The organism is Massilia antarctica, from assembly GCF_015689335.1.
Taxonomy (GTDB): domain Bacteria; phylum Pseudomonadota; class Gammaproteobacteria; order Burkholderiales; family Burkholderiaceae_D; genus Telluria_A; species Telluria_A antarctica.
Window position 1 is genome coordinate 6011511 of sequence record NZ_CP065053.1, and the last position, 19552, is coordinate 6031062.

The 19552-nt window shown below is 65.5% G+C and carries 9 protein-coding genes and 1 pseudogene; 4 read left to right on the forward strand and 6 right to left on the reverse strand.

What is annotated here, in order from left to right; all coding sequences use genetic code 11:
• Nucleotides 1-9 precede the first annotated feature (9 nt).
• A complete protein-coding gene (locus tag IV454_RS26430) occupies nt 10-1833 on the reverse strand; it encodes a YncE family protein (protein WP_206088588.1) in 1824 nt (607 codons plus the stop codon).
• Nucleotides 1833-7355: a hypothetical protein gene (locus tag IV454_RS26435; RefSeq protein WP_206088589.1), complete on the reverse strand. Its 5523-nt coding sequence runs from the start codon at nt 7353-7355 to the stop codon at nt 1833-1835. The genes IV454_RS26430 and IV454_RS26435 overlap by 1 nt, the downstream gene beginning before the upstream one ends.
• Nucleotides 7356-7868: 513 nt before the next feature.
• On the opposite strand from IV454_RS26435, the gene IV454_RS26440 reads away from it, so the two are divergent.
• Nucleotides 7869-9131, forward strand: coding sequence for a phosphatidylserine decarboxylase family protein (locus IV454_RS26440; protein ID WP_206088590.1), 1263 nt, complete (start codon nt 7869-7871; stop codon nt 9129-9131).
• 71 nt (nt 9132-9202) lie between these two features.
• Here the strand turns inward: IV454_RS26440 and udk are convergent, their stop codons facing one another.
• On the reverse strand, nt 9203-9844 hold the full coding sequence (udk, locus tag IV454_RS26445) for a uridine kinase (protein ID WP_206088591.1): 642 nt from the start codon (nt 9842-9844) through the stop codon (nt 9203-9205).
• Between the two features lie 182 nt (nt 9845-10026).
• Here udk and IV454_RS26450 point away from each other — a divergent pair, with 182 nt between their 5' ends.
• Entirely contained in the window at nt 10027-11859 is a 1833-nt protein-coding gene (locus tag IV454_RS26450; protein WP_206088592.1) for an AMP-dependent synthetase/ligase, read from the forward strand.
• A 97-nt stretch (nt 11860-11956) separates the two neighbouring features.
• On the opposite strand, the gene IV454_RS26455 is transcribed toward IV454_RS26450, so the two are convergent.
• Nucleotides 11957-13129 carry an NAD(P)/FAD-dependent oxidoreductase gene (locus IV454_RS26455; protein ID WP_206088593.1) on the reverse strand — a complete coding sequence of 391 codons (1173 nt, stop codon included), beginning with the start codon at nt 13127-13129 and terminating at the stop codon, nt 11957-11959.
• Nucleotides 13126-15000, reverse strand: coding sequence for a LodA/GoxA family CTQ-dependent oxidase (locus IV454_RS26460; protein WP_206088594.1), 1875 nt, complete (start codon nt 14998-15000; stop codon nt 13126-13128). Before IV454_RS26460 ends, IV454_RS26455 begins: the two co-directional genes overlap by 4 nt.
• A gap of 770 nt (nt 15001-15770) precedes the next feature.
• On the opposite strand from IV454_RS26460, the gene IV454_RS26465 reads away from it, so the two are divergent.
• Nucleotides 15771-17120 (forward strand): hypothetical protein, encoded by a 1350-nt coding sequence (locus IV454_RS26465; RefSeq protein WP_206088595.1) that lies wholly within the window; start codon nt 15771-15773, stop codon nt 17118-17120.
• Nucleotides 17121-17475: 355 nt separating this feature from the next.
• Here the strand turns inward: IV454_RS26465 and IV454_RS26470 are convergent.
• Nucleotides 17476-18471, reverse strand: a pseudogene (locus IV454_RS26470) (reverse transcriptase domain-containing protein); the annotation flags it as partial.
• Between the two features lie 300 nt (nt 18472-18771).
• Here IV454_RS26470 and IV454_RS26475 point away from each other — a divergent pair.
• Entirely contained in the window at nt 18772-19551 is a 780-nt protein-coding gene (locus IV454_RS26475; RefSeq protein ID WP_206088596.1) for a substrate-binding periplasmic protein, read from the forward strand.
• Nucleotide 19552: the final 1 nt, after the last annotated feature.

A 19552-nucleotide genomic window follows, 5' to 3' on the forward strand; every position in this document is an offset into this window, starting at 1 on the left:
GTGCTTGCTTCATTCGATGGCAGTCAAGACCAACCGGGTCGGATCGGCCCAGCGCAGGCCCAGCGACGGGGCCTGGAAATGCATGAAGTACAGGCCAGGCGCGGGCGCGGCGAAGTCGACGCTGTAGGCGCCGTTGCCCTGGGCGCTGGCCAGCAAACGCGTTTGCGAGATGCCGGAGGCGTCGAAAATGAGCACCTCGAGGTCGCTCGCCGGCGCCAGCCCGGCCGGCTCGCCGGCGGCGCCCACGCGCAGCAGCAGGCGCTGCCTGCGGCCCGCGGTCAGCGCGCCCTGCCCCGGTTCGAGCGCCACCGCCAGCGGGCGTGCCGGCCGGACCCCGTCCGCAGCGGCGATATCGAGCGCGAAACAGTGCAGCACGCGCGGCTGGTCCAGGTACATCACCAGCTGGTAGGCGCCGGCTGGCGGAAGCCGGGTGTCGACCCGGTAGTGTCCGGGGTCGCGCTCTTGCAGGCTGCGATCGACCACCATCAGCGCGCGCGGCGTGCGGCCGTAATTGCGGAACGCGCCGAGCGGCGCGGCCATGCCTTCCTTGTAATAGTAGATGCTGCGGTCGGCCGGATTGGCCAGCAGCATGGCGTCGCCATTGGGCGCCGCCGCCATCACGCCGGCCAGGCTGCTGCGCTGGCCGGGCGCCAGCTGGCCGCCGGCGAAACCGGCTACCGTGATCGATTCGCCGCTGCGCCCCAGGCCGTCGAGCGCGACCAATTGCACGTCGGCCGCGCCCTGGCGGTGGATGTACGCCATGCGCCCGGAAAAAGCCAGCTGGTCCGGGCCGTTGCCGATGCGGGCGCTCTGGACGATCTGGTTGCTGGCGGTGTCGAGCACCTGCAGTTCGCCGGTCACGCCGTTGAGAATGAGTCCCAGCCTGCCCCCGGGGACGAAGCCGAGCTGGTTCACGCCGGGCGCACCGGCCAGGCGTGCCGCCACCCTCCCGCCGCTGTCGATGGCGACGATGCCGCCGCCGCTATCGGCCACATAGGCCAGCCGCGCGGCGCTCGACCAGGCCAGCGCGACCGGCGCCGCTCCGGTCGCGACCACGGCGCGCTGGCGCAGCGCCACCGCATCGATCACGGTCACGCTGCCGGCGCCCCGGTTGCTGACGAAGGCTGCCGCGCCATCGTCGCTGAAGGCAATCTCGTGCGGGCCTGCCCCGGTGTCGATGCGCGCGGCCACCTTGCCGTCGGTGCTGCCCAGCACGGCGACACCGCTGGCGGTGGCGACCCAGACCCGGCCCATGCGGCCGGGCTGGCGCGCCAGGCGCGCCGGCTGCGAGCCGACCTGCGTGTTGGCGATCACTGTCCAGCTGCGCGTGTCGACCAGCGCCACCGCGCCGGCTTCCGGCATCGACACCAGTACGCGCTCGCCCTCTTGCAGCCAGTCGGCCCCGGGCGCCTGCAAGTCGACCAGCGCCAGCAACTTGGAACCGCCAAAGCCGTTGAGCGGATTGATCACCGAAATCGATGGATCCGCATTCAGGGCCAGCACGTAATAGGCGTTCAGGTCGAGCGCCGGGGTGTCGAACCAGTTGCCGCCGACGAAGTGCGAAGCCTTGCGCCGGCACTCGCCGGCGTCGCCCGCGCTGTCCGGGCGCAGCCGGTCCAGCCACGCGGCCGGCCGCGCACCGCGCAGCGGTGCTCCCTGGCTATCGAGCAGGCGCAAGGTGAAGCCGACATCGGCGCCGTCGCGCAAGGCGCCCGACGCGCTTAGTTGCACACGCACGCCCTCGTGCTCGATCTGGCCCAGCGGCACCGGCTGGGCCAGCAGCGCGCCCGACAGCAGGCAGCCGGCCGCCAGCAGCATCGCGCGCGGCCCCATTATTTCGGCGCGCCGCGGCGGCGCGGCGAGGAGCGCAACGCGGCCGCGGCCCGCGCCAGCGGCGGGCTGGATGCGACTGGCGCGGCACCGTAACGGGCCTGGCCGCCGAAAGGCGAGGCCACCAGCACGGTGTCGGGCAAGGTGGCGCTGGCGGTATAGGTCCAGCGCCCATGCGGATCGACCGGCACCCTGGCCTGCCAGCCCTTCGTGCCGCTCAAGGTCAGGCTGCTGGTGCGTACCCGTTCGCCCGGCGCGGCAGCCGGCCGCACCGTGACCGTTCCGCTGATCTGGTAGCCGGCCCCGCTCGGCCGGACGGCGTCGATCGCGATGGTGTCGGGCAGGATGGCGCCGGCGGCGCCGGGCGCGACCCGGAACAAGCCCCACAATCCCGCCTGGTATTGGGCGGCGGTGGCGCTGCGGTACAAATAATCGCCGGGCGTCTTGAAGTGCCCGCCGGCCTGGGGAATGACGATATCGAAGTGCGAGGTCGGACCAACCCCGGTCGTGGCACCGGTCACGGCCGACTCCGGGTTGTGGCCGATCCTGGTCGAGCGGTCGAGATACGGCTGCTCCTGCCACTGGTGTCCGCTCAACTCGAACACTTGCTGGTTGTCGCCGATCCCGGGCGCGTGCAGCACGCGAAAACGCACCGGCATGCCGGCCGGGGCGCGAAATACCGGTGTCACCGGATCGCCTCCCGTCAGCGCGTTCGAGATGGCGCTGCTGGTGTCGATTGCCGAGTACGAGATGCTGCTCAGATTTCCCAGATCGCCTGCTTGCAAGTCATACCACGAAGCGGGTGGCGCCGTGCCGGCTTTTAACCCGGCAGCGGCGTTCACCCCGTAGCGATAGAAAAACGGTTCGCTGCGGTAGTTAAAGGCCGACAGCGGCATGCCCGCGTCGTACAGCGGATTGCCATTGAGTTCCATCGAGATATCGTTCTGGAACATCAAGGTGAAATCGCGGAACACGCCACCGTCGGCGGCGAACACGGTGGCCGAAGTGCGCGTGCCAGGGTCTTCCACCCAGCTCGCGCCCTTCGGCTCGATGACGATCGCGCCGAACAGCCCGCGGTAAGCCTGCATCAAGGGGTCGGCCGGCTGCAGATTGACGGCGCCAAATTCGACCGGCGTTGCGCGCAGATCGCCATCGGCACCGCGTTCGAGGGTGCCGGCGTACCAGAGGTAGTCGCGGAAAGGCACAGCGCAATCGCGGCAAGCCGGGTCCCGCGGCGGCACCGTCTGCACCGGGTTGTTGCCCACGTTGGCGCCGTTCGACGAGGTGATGTCAAAGGCCAGCAGTTGCGGATGCAGGCCCACGCTGGAGGAGGTGCTCATCATAATGTCGGCATAGCCAGCCGAATAGGCGGTGGTGCCGTCCGGCCGGTTCGCCGATTCTTTCTTTCTAAACACACTGTCAGCGCCATTGACGCGATTGCTCAGGCGGACCTTGATCCAGTCGCCAGCGGCAGCGCGCAACACCAGCGGTTCGAGCGACACGCCTGGGCGCAGGCGCTCGCCGTCGAGAAGATCCTCGTCGCGCACATAGACGACGGCGTTCGGATCGTTCAGCGGGTGGCTGCTATCGTAGCCTTTTGGTCCGACATTGATGCCGCGCTCGTTGTATGAGAGCGTGCCTTTCTCGCCGAGCAGCTGCTTGACCGTCAGCGCCGATACATGGAACTGGCGCAGACAAGGCAGGCCCAGGCTGCAATCGTCCTTGAGATCGCGCGGCAGCGTGGTGGCCAGCGCCGGCGGTGGTGTCAAGTTGCCCGGCAATGGCGCCAGGTCCGGCGTCGCCTTGCGGTAGGCGCGCAACAAGCCCCAGGCGCCGTTGGTCAAGCCTTCGTAGGAGGCACTCGGATTGTACAAATAATCGGCGCCCTGCTCGCCCGCGGTGCGCGGCACGGTGAACAAGGCTTCGAAGTGCTCGGACAAGATCATGAACTGGCTGTTTCGGAATCCGGAATTCGGATCGAAAGGCGCATGCTGCCACTTCAGGCCATGCATCGTGAAGTCGTGCATCGACGTGTGCGACCCGACCAGCATGCGGATCTGGACCGGGTCGTCCTCGTAGGCGCGCAACAGCGGCGTATACGGATCGGCCGGGTTCATGCCGGCACTGATCGGCCGGCGCGGGAATCTCAAGCAGTCGCCGGTGCACGCGGGGTTGATCCTGGCGCCGCCAGCCGGCTGGGTGTTCATCGCTGGATCAAGGCGCGGGATCGAGCGGAACACATGGGCCAGATCGGTTTCCACCCCACCCGTGATGGGCGTGACGGGCGACGCGGCCACGCGCTGCGGCAGCGGCTCGCCCCGGTAATTCATCGACACGATGCCAGGGCCGAAGTCGCTGATCAGGAACGGCTTCGGGCTCGCTGGGGGGCTGGGGGGCTGGCCGGCGGGCGGGCAGCCCGGACAATTTATCGCATGCACCGTGTCGGCCCAGCCGCGGTATTCGGCGCCTGGCGCCAAGGGCTTGCATTGGAAAAATGCCGCAACCTGACCCGGGTAGCAATCGGGCTGGGCGCGGCTGCCCGCCCCGTACGCCAGTTGCAGGTCGCCCCAGGCCAGCGCGAATTCGCGGTAGGCGCGCTGCCCGCCCCTGGGCAGGATGTTGGCCGCATAGCTGGTTGGTCCGCCGTCGGCGCGCCGGCCCGGTGCGCCCGGTGCGCTATTCATCGGACTGCCGTCCAGCATGGTCCAGGTCGAGCCGGCCGGTTCGATCAGCAGGCCGCCGTACAAGCCGGTCATCTGGTGGGTCGACGGTCCGAAATGGTCGTGCGTGAAGACGGTCATGAAGGTGCGGTCGTTGCCGCTGCGGTCGAGCAAGGGATCGACCCACCAGCGTTGCACGGTGGCCTGGGCCCCCAGCCATTGGCGCTGGTCTGGCGGCACATTGGCGCAGTCGGGCCTGGCGTCGGCCGCGGCGCGCGGGCCGCAGCCCAGCGCGGCGATCGCCTTGGGCCGCAGCATGCGCGGTTTGCCGCCGCCGTACGGCAGCAGTCCGCCAGCCTGGTTGATGCCATCGATCCGGCCGCGCACCTCTTCCGGGCTGAAGGTGCCGTCTTCATAGTTAAAGCCGTTGGCCGCGCCATCGGAGGCCAGCACGTCGAATTTGACCAGGTGGATATGCTGGCCGATGATGTCGGTCGGGGTGCGCACCTGGAAATCGTCCAGCTCGTAGTAGGCCGGCACCAGGTTGGTATGCCAGTATTCGACGACGTCGTCGCTGTGGGCGCGGAAGAATAGCGGCTCGGGCGGTTTTTCGCCGCTCAGGATCTCTTTCACGTCGCCCCACAAGGCCATCATGCGCTGTTGCGGGTAGTGCCAGCCCTTCTTGTTGAACACGGCATCGACCTGCAAGCTGGCGCCCCGGTAGTGGCGCACCTTGCCATCGACACCCAGGCCCGGGTTGGCGAACGGCGCGCCCGGCGCCGGCGGCAAGCCATTCATCTTGAAGCGGCCGGGTGCGCCGTCCGGCAGGAAGGTGGCAATGGTTTTTTGCGAATGGGCCGCCATCGCGGCCTTCTCCGCCGGCGTGCCATCCTCGGGCAACTCGACGGCCTGGGTCCAGCCCAGGTTCTTGGTGAAATCGAGGGGGGTGTGCACTTCAAGCTTCACCGTTGCCTGGGTAATCAGGTGGCGCGGCAAGCCGCCGTCGAGCACTTCCTTGCCCTCGACCGCGAAGTCCATCGGCGGATGGGGTGGACGGTGGCCGGCGCGGCCGGGCACGAAAAACGGGTAGCCGGGGTTGCCGCCGCCTTCTCCCAGGGTCACCTGGCCGTTGCGGATCTCGACCGGGGCCGGCCACGGCGCCATCGGCCGGGTTGGCAAGGGCAGCAAGGCGGGAATCGGGGTGCCGCGCAGGATTTCCGGGTCCGGCAAGGCGCGCCCGCCCGGGGTCGGGCGCCCGTCGGTGAGCGGCGTGCCGGCCTCGAACACGTCGTGGACCCGGAACAAGGCCCACATGCCGGAGGCGAAATGGGGATAGAAGTGGCAATGGAAGATCGAGTCGCCGGCAGTCAGGTTGCGGTTCCCGCTGCCGTCGTAGACCAGGTCCAGCGTAAACGACGCGCCCGGTCCGATGGCCTGGCTGTCCAGGTAGGCGCTGACGTCGCTGCCCGCGCTTTGCAGCCACTGGTGGGCGTGGTGATGGTGCACGTGGTGCACTGCGGCGCCCGCGTGCAGGATGCGAAAACGCGCGCGGTCGCCCAGGTAGCTGTGATACACGTTGGACGGATCGTCCGGGAAGTAGGCCTTGCTGGCGCGGGCCGCGGCCGGCTTGCCTGGCTCGCACGGCGGCTTCAAGGTGCTAGGCTCGGTTTTCGCGTACGCTTCCAGCTGCCCTGTGGTGCACGGACTGTTGGCGGGCACATCGACCACCATCGAGGGATCGCCGCCCACCCACGACGAGAGGAAGAACTCCTCGAATTTGCATTCGTCGCAATCGGCGCCCGGACCGAGCTTCATGCGGTTGGCCAGGATTTCGGCGCCAATGCCGGCCGCGCCGTAGTTGATCGCGAAGCTGTCGGCGCCGGCGTTGAGGCTCGGGGTGACGGCATTCTGCGCTTGCGAGAACCAGGGGAAGGCCTGCACCACATCTTGCGACTCATGGTAATGGACCGTCACTTCGCGGTAGGGCGCGCCCTGGTCCGGCAGGGCCGGATTCACCGGCGCCGCGCTTGGCGCCGGGAAGAAGCGCCCGTGCTTCGGGCCGGTGATCACCGCCGTCAAATCGCTGTGCACGAGCCGGTTTTGACTGTCGAGCATCTTCAGCACAGGCATGCCGGCGCGCGGGCCGTGCTTGTACACCGCGTCGTAATCGATGATCGGCAGCTTGCTGCCGGGCGCGTGGCCCGTGGTGGCCAGGCGCATGTCCTCTTCGCTGACCTGGCTGCGGTACCACTCGGCGTTTTTCGGTTGTACATTGACCGCCCCGAACAAGCCCATGGTCAGCTGGTCGGTGTTGAAGCCGTTGAAATCACCGGCGGTGCTGTAGAGCAGGAACGAGCCCTCTTCCGGCGCATACAGATGGTAAGTCGTGTGATGTCCCGGTGCGACCAGCGCGCCGCCGTCCGCCGGGTTCGGATTGTGGCCGGCATTGATGCCGTCATCGCCGATGCCCTTGACGGCTTGTAAGCCAGCAACGTGGATCGACGCCGCGCGGGTCGATGGCTGGAGATCGTGCGCCGCACCCTGCAGCAAATTGTCAAATTCGATAGTGAGGCAATCGCCTGCATTGACGCGCAACACAATCGGCCTTGGACGCTTGTCCTTGCGCAACATCACATTGCCGGGGACCAGCCCGGCGCCGCCATCCCTGGCCACGATATCGCTGCGCAAGGCGTAGATCATGCCGCCGGGGCGGGCCGCGCCGAGGCGGTTGATCATCATCGGCTGATCGATCGCGACGACCGCCGCCGTCACGGTGCGGGGACAGGAGGCGGGCGCCGCCCGGGCCGTGCATGCCACGGACAGAACGGCTGCCCAGATAGTGCCGACTTTGCTCAATTTGCCCACGAGACACTCCTTTTTGGCGATGTCATCCCAGTGCGAATGTTGCGGAGCATTACTTGGCGTGAGGCTGCCCAGGCAGGCCGGCAACGATGTTTTTGCCATCTATCAGACAACATCAACGACTGTCGAACCCGGCCAACTGTCCCCGGATGCGCGGGCGCGCACACGGTAACCGAAGAAAAAACTTGCTTCCGATCAAGACGGTTTTTGTTGATTTATGCAAGATAATTTACAAATGGCGAAGTCGAGAATGCGACAGTTCTGCGGCCGTGGCAAGTCATTTTTGGCAACAAAGTACGCAAAACAACGCTATCAAAAAAATAAGATAGACACGCTCATTTGTGATTTCATCCGGGATTTTTGGGTATATATTGCAAGCACCACTTCACCCATTTTTACCCCGCGATGCGCGTCTCGCATCGATCCCGTCCTGGCTCCACCGCCCCTGTTGCGCAGCGAAACCGGCTTTCCGGTAGCGCCGGCGCCGCTCGTTCGACCACTTGAGGAGAATGAACGATGTCCGCATCAACCGCACCATCCCTGCCCTACCGCGTCGGCCAATGGCTGCCTTCGGACCAGCGCGTTCTCGACGCCTGGATCGAGAAGCGCCTGGCGCAGGCCACGGCCAACCCAGTCCCGCTGCTGCCCATCATGGAAGAATTCAAGCAACTGATCGAAGGCGACGCCGCCATCTACATGCTGTTTCACCAGATGCTCAGCGAGGTGCCGCACACCAGGCACTTTCGCCACAACCCGGCCGGCGGCCCGCAAGTGCGCTCCTACCATGTGATGCTGCAGATGATCAATACGATCCTCACCGAGGCCCCGGAATTCAACACGACCGGCCTGGTGGGCTTTCCGATCAACGCCATCCTGGACTGGTCGATGGACACGCCGGGTGGCTTTGCCGCCTTCCTGAACGAGAAGGTCAACCGGCAATTGAAGCGCGTCCTCAACGAGTGGGCGCGCTTCCTGGGCTCGGCCGATTCGCGCTACATCCTCAACGACGACCCGGTCAAAGGCTGGCTCGGCGCCGGCGCGATGGCCGCGATGCCCCATTTCGTCGAGCACTTCGTATGCGAACCGACAGCGCCGTATTACGGCTTTACCTGCTGGGATGACTTCTTCACCCGTCAATTTCGCGAGGGACAGCGCCCGGTCGCCTCCCCCGACGACGATAAGGTCATCACCAACGCCTGTGAATCGGCGCCGTACCGGCTTGCCCGCGGCGTCAAGCAGATCGACCGCTTCTGGATCAAGGCCCAGCCGTATTCGCTGACCCATATGCTCGATGGCGACAGCCGGGTCGCCCAGTTCGACGGCGGCACGGTCTACCAGGCCTTCCTGGACGCACTGAGCTACCACCGTTGGCACAGCCCGGTGAATGGGCGCATCGTCAAGGCGGTCGTGGTCGACGGCAGCTATTATTCGGAAACGCCGGCCGAGGGCGAGGATGATTCGGGCCCGAACGATTCGCAGGCCTACATTACCGAAGTGGCCACGCGGGCGCTGGTGTTCATCGAGGCTGACAACCCGGCCATCGGCCTGATGTGCTTCATGGCGGTCGGCATGGCCGAGGTATCAACCTGCCAGATCACCGTGTACGAAGGGCAGCAGGTGCGCAAGGGCCAGCAACTGGGCATGTTCCACTTCGGCGGTTCGACCCATTGCCTGATTTTCCGTCCCGGCGTCGAGCTCGACTTCACCCTGCACGGCCATACGCCTGGCCTGAATTCGAAAAGTCTTCCGGTCAATTCGCAGATTGCAAGGGTCAAATAGCGGCCGATGGCGGGGCCGATGCCGGTCGGTCCCGCTTGCAATCGCCCTGCGGCAAGCAAGGATTACTTAGCTCAGGGCCGCTTCAACTGGCCGATGACGCTCGCCACTTTCGTCGTGATCACATCGATCGCCGGGCCATTCGCGCCGTGCGGCAAAATAACGTCGGCGTGACGCTTGGTCGGCTCGATGAACTGCTTGTGCATCGGCCGCACCGTTTCCAGGTACTGGGCGATGACGCTGTCGACCGAACGGCCGCGTTCGGTAATATCCCTTTGCATGCGGCGGATGAAGCGGACATCGGGCGCGGTGTCGACAAAGATCTTCAGCGACATCATCTTGCGCAGGTCCGCGTCATACAAGGCAAACAGGCCTTCGATCACGATCACCGGGGCAGGCTTGACCGGAATGGTCTTGTCGGAGCGATTGTCGATCGTGAAGTCGTACTCCGGCATCTCGATCGCCTCGCCATTGCGCAAGGCCTGGATGTGCTGTACCAGCAGCGGCCAGTCGAATGCCTGCGGATGGTCGTAATTCTGCTTGCGGCGCACTTCGGGAGTCAGATCGGTCTGGTCGCAATAATAGTCGTCCTGCATCACGACCGACACCATCTCGGCACCGAAGGACGCCAGTACTTGCTGGGTCACCGTCGACTTGCCACTACCGCTTCCGCCAGCGACACCAATGACAAACGGAGGTAAAGAAATCTTATTCATACCGAATGATACCGGAGCGGCGATCGAACCGACAGGGGTAAAGGCGCCGCGGCCGGCCCTTTATGTTTCGAAAACCCGCTTTTTACAGCTGGTCGGAGACCAGACCTTGCTGTGCTTCATCCCATTCTCCCGGTATCATCCGCCTCTCTCCTTGCACGGCCTTGCGCCAATTCGCACCACTTATGACCACTTTGATCGATACCAAGCTGACCGACCCGCTCGCCGCCTTGCATACCTTGGCCGAACTGTTTTCCTGGCGCGTCAAGCACACGCCCCTCGCCAGCGCCTACTTGCGCTACGACGAAAACGGCGAACGCTGGATGCCGATTTCCTGGCAGGCCATCGGCGACCAGGTCGAGCGCATCGTCCACGCCCTCGCGGCGATGCGCCTGGCGCGGGGCGCCCGCATCGCCATCTTGCTGCCGAACGGAATCGATGCGGTCGCTGTCGACCAGGCCGCACTGGCGCTGGCGTGCGTGCCAGTGCCGATGCATGCACTCGACAACCCCGCCAGCATCGCCTACGTCCTGGCGGACAGCGAGGCGTCGGTATTGGTGGCCCAGTCGTCAGCCCAGTGGCAGGCGATCGCCGCCGTCGGCATGGCGCTACCTGCCTTGCGCCAGGTCGTCATCATGGACACCACGGGACTGGCCCCGGCAATTGGCGCCGAACACCCGGTGCTGGCCTTCCAGGACTGGCTGATCGCGCGCACGGACGGCGAACCTGGCCTGCGCTACGTGCCCCGCCATGACGACCTGGCAGCGCTGGTCTACACCTCGGGCACGACGGGCAAACCCAAGGGCGTCATGCTGACCCACGAGAATGTGCTGGAAAACGTGAAAGCCACCATGCAGCGGGTGGCGCCGCGCGCCGACGACGTGTTCCTGTCGTTCCTGCCCCTGTCGCACACCTTCGAGCGCACGGCGGGCTATTACCTGCCGATCGCATCCGGCTCCTGCGTGGCGCACTCGCGCTCGGCGTCGCGGCTGCCTGCGGAGATGAAGGCGGTGCGACCCACCATCCTGATTTCGGTGCCGCGCATTTATGAGCGCGTGCACGGCGTGATCGAGGCGAAACTGGCCGCATCGTCCCTGAAACTGCGCCTGTTCGCGATGGCGCAGAGCGTCGGCTGGCGCCGCTTTTGCCGCGCGCAGCAGCTCGCCGTGCCGGACGGCGCGCCGGCCTGGCTGGACGAGCTGATTTGGCCCTTGCTCGACAAACTGGTGGCGTCAAACATCCGGGCCCAGTTCGGCGGACGATTGCGGCTGGCCGTGAGCGGCGGCGCGGCACTGCCGCAAGCGATCGCACGCTGTTTCCTGGCGCTTGGGGTGCCGCTGCTGCAGGGCTACGGCATGACGGAAACCTCGCCCGTGGTCGCGGCCAACGGGCTCGATGACAACGACCCGGCCACGATCGGCAGGGCGCTGGCCGGGGTCGAGGTACGCATCGGCGAGATGCAGGAACTGCAGGTGCGCGGCCGCAGCGTCATGCGCGGCTACTGGAAGCGCGAGGCCGACACGGCGGCCGCCTTCATCGATGGCTGGCTGCGCACCGGCGACCAGGCGGTGATCGAGAATGGACGCCTGCGCATTCTGGGACGCATCAAGGAAATCATCGTCACCTCCACCGGCGAAAAGATCGCGCCCTCGGACCTGGAGCAAGCCATCACCAGCAGCCCTGTGTTCGACCAGGCCTACGCGTTCGGCGACAATCGGCCCTTCATCGCCTGCGTGGTGGTACTGAGCCAGGCCGGATGGGCTGCGATGGCGTCCGAACTCGATCTCGACCCGGAAGCCGCCGACAGCCTGCGCGCACCGGCCGCCGCAGCGCTGGCCTTGGAGCGCATCCGCGAACTGACCAAGGGATTCCCGCATTATGCGCAGCCGCGCGCGGTGGCCCTCACGCGCGAGCCGTGGTCCAGCGAAAACAGCTTGCTGACGCCAACCCTGAAGCTCAAGCGCCTGAACCTGGCGAATCACTTCGCGGCCGATATCGAACGGCTTTACCAGCGTTGAGCGAACCGGGGGGCGCCGGCCATCCGACCTGCGCACCTTCATTCTTGCGCGTCATGATATTGACGCCTTCGTCAATCTCTCGCGGGCGCGGCATGCCCTACAATGCAAATACACCGCCGCCCGCGCCGCCCGCCGTCCGCCGCTGCCAGAACCGCTCGCGGGCATAGCGGGTCACTGCCGCATAGGTTTCGCCGAGACGCTGGCAATAGCGCGCTTCCACCGCGCGCATCTCCTCAAGATAGCGCTCGCGCGCATTCCCGACGCCATCGAGGTAGCGCCCGATCGCATGGGCGCAACTGTCGGCCGTGGCCAAGGCGTTAAACAGCCCCTGGGATGCAATCGGGTCGAATGCCAGCATGGCGTCGCCGATCGCGAAAAAGCCGTCGGGCAGCGTGGCCGTGGCGGCTGGATCGAGCCCGCCCCCGCCGGCCGGCCGCAGGTGCACCGGAAAGTCCATCGTCGTGGGCCGGATCCCGGCCAGCAAGCCATGGCGCTGCGCTTTGGCCAGCAAGCGCTCCGGATCGCGCAGTGCCTTGAGCTCGGCATCGTCGCTATCAAGGTGAAGTGCCAGCACCCGTTGCCCGGACGGCACGCGCACGCTATACCACCAGCCGTTCGCGTCGGCGCACAGTCGGGTGGCCTGATCCTTGTCGTCCGCGTCCACGGGCAAGTGCGCGTAAAGGCAGACCAGGCGGTCGTGGCCGCGCCGCGCAAGGCCGAGTTGCCTGGCCGCCGCCATGCCACGGCCACTGGCGTCGACCAGGACTGGCGTGTGGTGCACGCCACGCGATGGGGCAGCGCCGCCTGGCCCCAGGCATTCGGCATCGATACGCCAGCATCCGCCCTCATGCGACAGCGCCAGGCGCCGCACCGTGTCGACCAGCGACACACCCGCTTCCACGGCGCCATCGCGCAGGCCAAGGTCGAACAGCAGGCGGTCGAGGTGCCACCCCGCGCCATGCGGATCGCGGATCGGGTCGAACCAGGCCGGCGTGTCCGAGTCCCACTGTGCGACCGACGCGCCCCGTACCGCATGGCCCTGGGCGAGAAAGCGCTCGTAGATCCCTTGACGCTGGAGCAGCACGCGGGCCGCGCCCGGCAAGGACTCGCCGATGCGCGATGCGCCGGCCGCCCTCGCCCGCGCCCGGTCCAACAGCAACACCCGATGCCGCGGCCGCAGGCGCCGGGCCAGGGCCGCGCCGGCCGGACCGGCGCCCACGATGACGACGTCCCACTGCGCCGTCGAGCGGCCCGGCGGCTGGGTGATCACTCGGCGGGCCTGGGCGTGCCGGCACGCGCGATCTGGCGCATCTGGCTGTCGGTTGCCTCGCGCTCGGCCTCGGTCAGCGGCTGGCCGCCGCGATCCTCGACCTGCATCGTCGCAGGAAAGTCCGGGTCATTCGGAATGCCCTTGCGCATCTCGACGATACCTTGCCTGTCGAAATGGCTCACCATGGCTTGCAACTGCTGTAAATGCCCGGGACCCAGGGTCCGGTCCCAGTCCATGCGCTCGTTAAAGGCCGCCAGCCGCTCCTCCCGGCCCAGTTCCGGGTTCATCACTTTCTTGTAGTTTTCGGCACTGAGCACCTGGTTCGGCACCCGCGCCGGCCAGAACGTCGGCAGGTAGGGGTCGTACTGCGGGTCGTAGCCGGAGCGGCAACTGGCGGTATCGGTCTGCCAGGGTACCGCCATCCAGCGCGTGACCGATCCGGGAAACTGCCCGTACAAAGGGCCGTCGAAGGAACACGCCTCGGCCGGGGTGAGCGCCTTGCCAAAATCGGCCTCGTGATCGTCCGCGGCGCGGTGGCGCCAGCGATACGCCTCGCTGTACATCGAGGCGTGGCGCACCGGCCAGGTCATCTCGCAGCCGGGATGAAAGGCATCGGCCAGGCAAAACTCCAGGGCGGCGCGATCGAGCATGGCCGCCTGGTCCACGAGCGCCACGTCGGCGATGTCGTGTTTGGCCTCGTCACCGGCGGCGGGAGGATAATCGGCGATGAAATCGCCCTCCGCCCAGCGTTCGAGCATCGCCAGTTGCGTGTCGGTGAGCGCATTCATCGCGCGCGGGATGGGCGGCATCGGCACATCCATCGCATCGCCATAGACCCAGGGCCAGGGCTTCATCGATGCATCGTGGTAGCGCGGATTGCGGAACCCGTTGGCGACCGTGCGGCGCAGTTGCGCGTAGGTGTCACCCGCTTGCGACAGCTTGCTCAAATAGGCGGGCGCCATGAAGTCCTGCGGCATGCCGTGGCCGAAGCCGGCCGCGAAGCTGGCGTTCATCCACTGAAGGTCGCACAGCGCCTTAAAGATGGGCAGCAGATCGCTCCTGAACGATGGCCGGACCGGTACCGGCAGGTGTCCGGCCTGGATGGCGACATCGGTCATCAGGGCGTACATGGTGCGGACCGATTTTTGTTGCGGACCGTAGTTCGGCGGCGCCACCACCACCCATGCCGGCGCCACCCTCAGTTCGCGTCCGCCCACCCGCACGCGCGCGCTGACCGGACCATCGCTGGTGTCGTCGAACCAGCCGTCATTGTTCGCGAACGTGACCGGGGCCTTGCCGTCGAACGAGGCCGACATGCCGTGTCCGCCGAATACCCACAAGCGGCCGCGCGGATCGGTGCGCAACTCCCCCAGCGGCACCGGAATGCCGAAGCAGCTGCCGCCATCGAAATGGTATTGCTGTCCCTCGGCGCCCGCTTCGCCGATTGTGCGGGGGCCGGGCTGGATGGACAGGATGCCGCGCTCGGGCAGCAGTATGCCGGCATTGCGGCGCGTGGAAGGCGGCGCAGTCGCCGCTTCGGGAATGTCCAGCGCCAGCTCGAAGTTATACCAGGCCGATTTGTGATTGGCCAGTTCGACCGTCCATTCAATCTCGATACCCTCCTGCATGGCCAGTTCGCACACCACATGCCCCTGGGCGTCGTAGCCATAGAGGCGGAACTCAGCCACCTCGCGTTTCAGCGCTCCGGTGCCGTCACGGTAGAAGTCCTGGGGCTTGGGCAAGGGATCGATTACCTGGGGGCCGATATAGAACCCATCCTCTTGCCTGGAATTGCCCACCCGCGCGATGCCGATGGATGGGTGGATCTTCGCGTACACGACCTGCTCTGCAAGCTTGCTTTCACTGCTCATGACGGCCCCTTTCAAGGTAGTGGTGTTGCTCCTCCAATTGCTGTGCGGGCCCCGGTGCGGCCGCTCAGGCAAGTGCATGGACAGTGAACTGGAAAATCCGCTTGCAATGCCGCCATTGTGGCGACGCGTTCGCCATCGCTTGAATGCCTATGTTGCGCCACTACGGAACGAAATCAGCGAGAAATATTGCCTATGTTTTAATTCTGCCACTCGTGACAATGTGTGATCAATGCGTTATCAGATCGGCGTATGCTGCTGTTTGCCGACGGCCGCTTACGTCCGGCTTGCGGCGGCGAGCGACAGCGCCGCAAGGCTCGTGCAGGCCGTCACGGCGTGCCGCTGCTCGGCGTGTTCACGCCAAACTTCGTCCAGGCCAGGACGGGCGGCTGGCCTCGAATGCAAGTTTGCGAAGTCGACGCTGGTGGACGGTCACGCCGCCGCGCAATGTCATGGTCACATCTTTCCAGGGGCGCAGGCTGGCCGGCTTCGCCGCTTTTTGCGTCAATGACGCGGACGGCTAGCTGTACCTCGGCGCCCTACTGTAAAGACACGGCCGCAGGCAGAGAACGTCGCCTGCGGCCAGCGCGTGAATGCAATGCCATCGCCGCCCGAAGGCAGGCGAAAGGCGGAAGTCGGCAGATAAGCGCAACTGGCGCTTGCGCCGTCGCAGGACTCGCTCTATATTTGCCGCATTACCGCCTGTAAAAATGGCGCCTCGCACCAAGGCGCCGTTTTTTTGCCATTGTGGTTGCTATAAATTAAAGGTTTACATGAGAACATTTATTGTCCTGACAGCGTTGATGCTGCCTTCCCTGGCGGGCGCAGCCTGCACCTTGGCCAAGACCACCACGTTGCCGATCCACTACAGCGGCACCAACATGGTTGCGCCCACTGTGCGCGGCAGCATCAATGGCGCACCAGCCGCGATGTGGGTCAATACCGGCTCGGCCTCGACGGTGCTGACCCGTACCGCTGCCGAAAAAAACCAGCTGACGGTGGGAGCCGGCGCACCGGGCCGGGCCAAGCTGACCAGCTTCGGGCTGGGGCCGATGAATGGCGCGGTCACCCTGCCGGTGGTCAGCGATAATGGCTACCCGCCCGGCTTCGATGGCATTCTCGGCGCCGACGTGCTGATGCAGGCCGACCTTGAAGTCGCGCTGGGCGAAAAAGAAATGCGCATCGGCTGCACCGCGCCCGCCTGGGCCGCCCGTGCCGTCAAACTGCCCATGCTCACCCGCCCCAGCGTCGACCAGCGCGTGCGCGTCGCCGTCAAAGTCAACGGTATCGACCTCGAAGCACAATTCGATTCGAACGCGGCCTACAGCAGCATCACCGACGATGGCGCCGCCAAAGCGGGTGTCAAGACCACCGCCCCGGATGGCTTCTGGAGCGCGGTCTTCGCCAGCATCGCCGTGGGCGACGATAGCGTGAAAAACGTCGACCTGCCGATCCGCGCCACCTACGGCCGCAACGCCGGTGAACCGGAAGTGGTGCTCGGCAGCGACTTCTTGCGCGCCTACAAAATCTACTTCGCCAACAGCCAGCGCCAGGTCTACCTGAGCCGCAGCGGCAGCGGCGAGGTATTCACCAAGCCGGCCGCCAGCCCCGCGCCCTGGCTGCTCAAGGAAGGCGAGAGCGGCAATGCCGACGCCCAGCTGGCACTGGCGAACTACCGCCATGCCGATCCCAAGGCCGCGCGCGCCTGGCTGGAAAAGGCCGCCAACCAGGGCCAGCAGCGTGCCCTGATCGAACTGGCGCGCATCTACCGGCGCGAGAAAAAGGCCGTCGACATGGTCCCGCGCCTGCGCAAGGCGCCCGCCACGCCGCGCATCGCGCTCGAGTTGTTTCTCACACAGAGCGCCGCGGGCGACAAGGAAAGCGCCAAGCGCGACCTGTCGGCCGCCAACATCAAGGGCTGGCCCGGGCCGATCGCCGACTTTTACCTCGGCCGTCTCGAGTTCGACGCCCTGCTCAACCAGGCCGAAGCGTTCCCCGCCTTGGGCAAGGCGCGGCTGTGCGAAGCGCACATTTACGCGGCGCAGCTGAAGGAAGCGCTGGGCGACAACTACCGCGCCCAGCAGCTGACGGGAGCCTGGCAGCGCGACTGCGGCACGTCCTAGTGCTTGGACCATGGCGGCGGCATCAAGCGGCCGCCATCGGACCACGCAAGTCAGGCCTGTCACTGCGATATTGCTGCCGTAGTAAGCCAGCCCCCAGCCGACTCGGCATCTTGCTTCCCGGTGTTCCAGCAATCACGCTGTCGAGCGATTGCCGGTCCCGAAGGTCGTTCGCTTGTCGACGCTGATCGCAGCGAGTAGACCACGCGGCCAACATGAGCATCGTCCACGGCGCGAAGTTGCTCGCCGTTGCCGGACTCTGCCAGACGGAATCGGCATAGGGAGCAGCTAATGTCAGCTGCCCCCTGCCACACCACCCGGCATACGGGTCCGTACCGGGCGGTTCGAGTAGTTGAGGTCAAGACAGGCGCGCCACACCAAGTCGATCAAAGTACGCAATGGTGGGCACGCTGTTGAGCAATTTGGCGCTATTGCGCCACCAACGATGGCTGTTTGCTGCTATCTGCCTGGCCATCGAAGACGGGGCGTCCAGCTTTAGCAATTCTCGATACATGGTAGTTCCGCGCTTCCAGTGCTTGAGCTGGATGGCTCGCAGCCTGTGACGCAGCCATTCATCAAGGGTTCGCCAAACCTTGGGCGTCTGCGCCAGCTGGAAGTATCCCTTTCATCCCAGCATGCAGGAGCGAAGTCGCTGCACCACTTCCGGCATGCTTCGCCCGCCTGATAGGCAGCTTATCGCCCGCATTCACTGCTTGAACGTTTCCAGCGGCTTCTTGGCCACTTTGGGTTTGACTTCACCCCCACGCGCCACCCACAAACTGTAACCGAGGAACTTGCGCCCGAAGACGCTAGACACCGCGCTTTTGCTTTCGTTGACCACGAGGTGCAACTTGGCATAGAAGCGCCGCAGCAGCGCCATTACCCTCTGGCCCGCCTTTGCACTGCGAACATATACATTCGCGTCGTCGGCGTAGCGCGCAAAGCGATGACCGCGCCGCTCCAGTTCTTTGTCCACTTCATCGAGCATCACGTTGGCAAGCAACGGACTTAAAGGACCGCCTTGCGGCGTTCCCTCATCCCGCGACTGCACCACCCCGCCATCCATGATGCCGCTATTCAGATAGGCACGGACCAGCCAGATCACTCCGGCGTCGTCGACGCGTTTCCGTAGGCGGTCAGTCAGGATGTCGTGGTTGACACGGTCAAAGAATTTCGACAGGTCAACATCGACCACGATTCTCAGGCCGGACTGGACATACGTTTGGGCGGCTAACACCGCATCCTGCGCACGCCTGCCCGGACGAAAGCCGTAGCTATGTTCGCTGAAAGTGGGGCCAAGTATCGGTCGCAGCACCTGTAGCAGTGCTTGCTGGATCAGGCGATCCGTTACCGTCAGGCTCGACGCAGCGGTACTGGACAAGATCGCATTTCAGGACAGGCTTCTCTTCAAGATGGACGGCACGCTGGACGGCTACCTTTCTTGTCAGACGAGTTCGACGCCGATCTTTCGCGGCGACGGCCGCAGTGGCGCCGATTTCAGACCTGTCGTCGAGGATACTATCAGGTGAATGCGGTCCTGTGATGCATTGACGCGGCAGCGATCTCCCACGGGTCTGTTGGCGTACGACAACGGATCTATGCGCCGCAGCGCAATTCGGCGTTACACTGGATTCATTCATTGAGGAGAATCAAGATGAAATGCATCGGTGTACTCCTGCTGGTCTGCGGCACCCTTGTCGGGCCGCAGCTAGCGCACGCCGAAACGCCGCCGCTGCATCTTGCTAGTTTGGAATGGCTGCCATACGTCGGCCGCAGTCTTCCCGATGGCGGCATGTCCGGCGCCGTCGCCAAGACTGTCGCCGCGCGCTTCGGTCATGACATCAAGATCGACTACTTTCCCTGGAAGCGCGCCATGGAGGCCGGCGGCAGCGATCCCGATTTCGCCGGCTACTTCCCTGCCTACCACACGGACGAGCGGGCGCGCCAATGCCATTTTTCCGCCTCGATGGGCAACAGCACAGTCGGCCTGGCAACGCTGACCACGGCTCCCCTGCGCTGGCGCGTGCTGGACGATTTGGCAGGCAACAAGCTGGGCGTGGTCTTGGGCTACTCGAACGGCGCCGCGTTCGACCAGATGATCAAGAGTGGCAAGCTGGTGGTCGATGCATCGGAGAGCGACACGATCAACTTGAGAAAGCTGCTGGCCGGCCGGGTGCGCGCGGTGGTGATTGACAAAGCCGTGCTGCGCTATCTTCTCGCGTCCGATCCCGCCTTGAGCAAGGAACGCGCCAAGCTGGTCTTCGACGAGCGCCCCCTTGCCGAACTGACTTTGCATGTCTGCTTCCAGCGCACGCCGCTGGGCCTGAAACTGAAACAATCCTTCGACGCCGCACTGCTGCAAACCGATATAGCGAAAATCGAGAATGCGTATTTTGACAAGCTCGACCGCACCTTGGGCGCGGTACGCCGCTAGC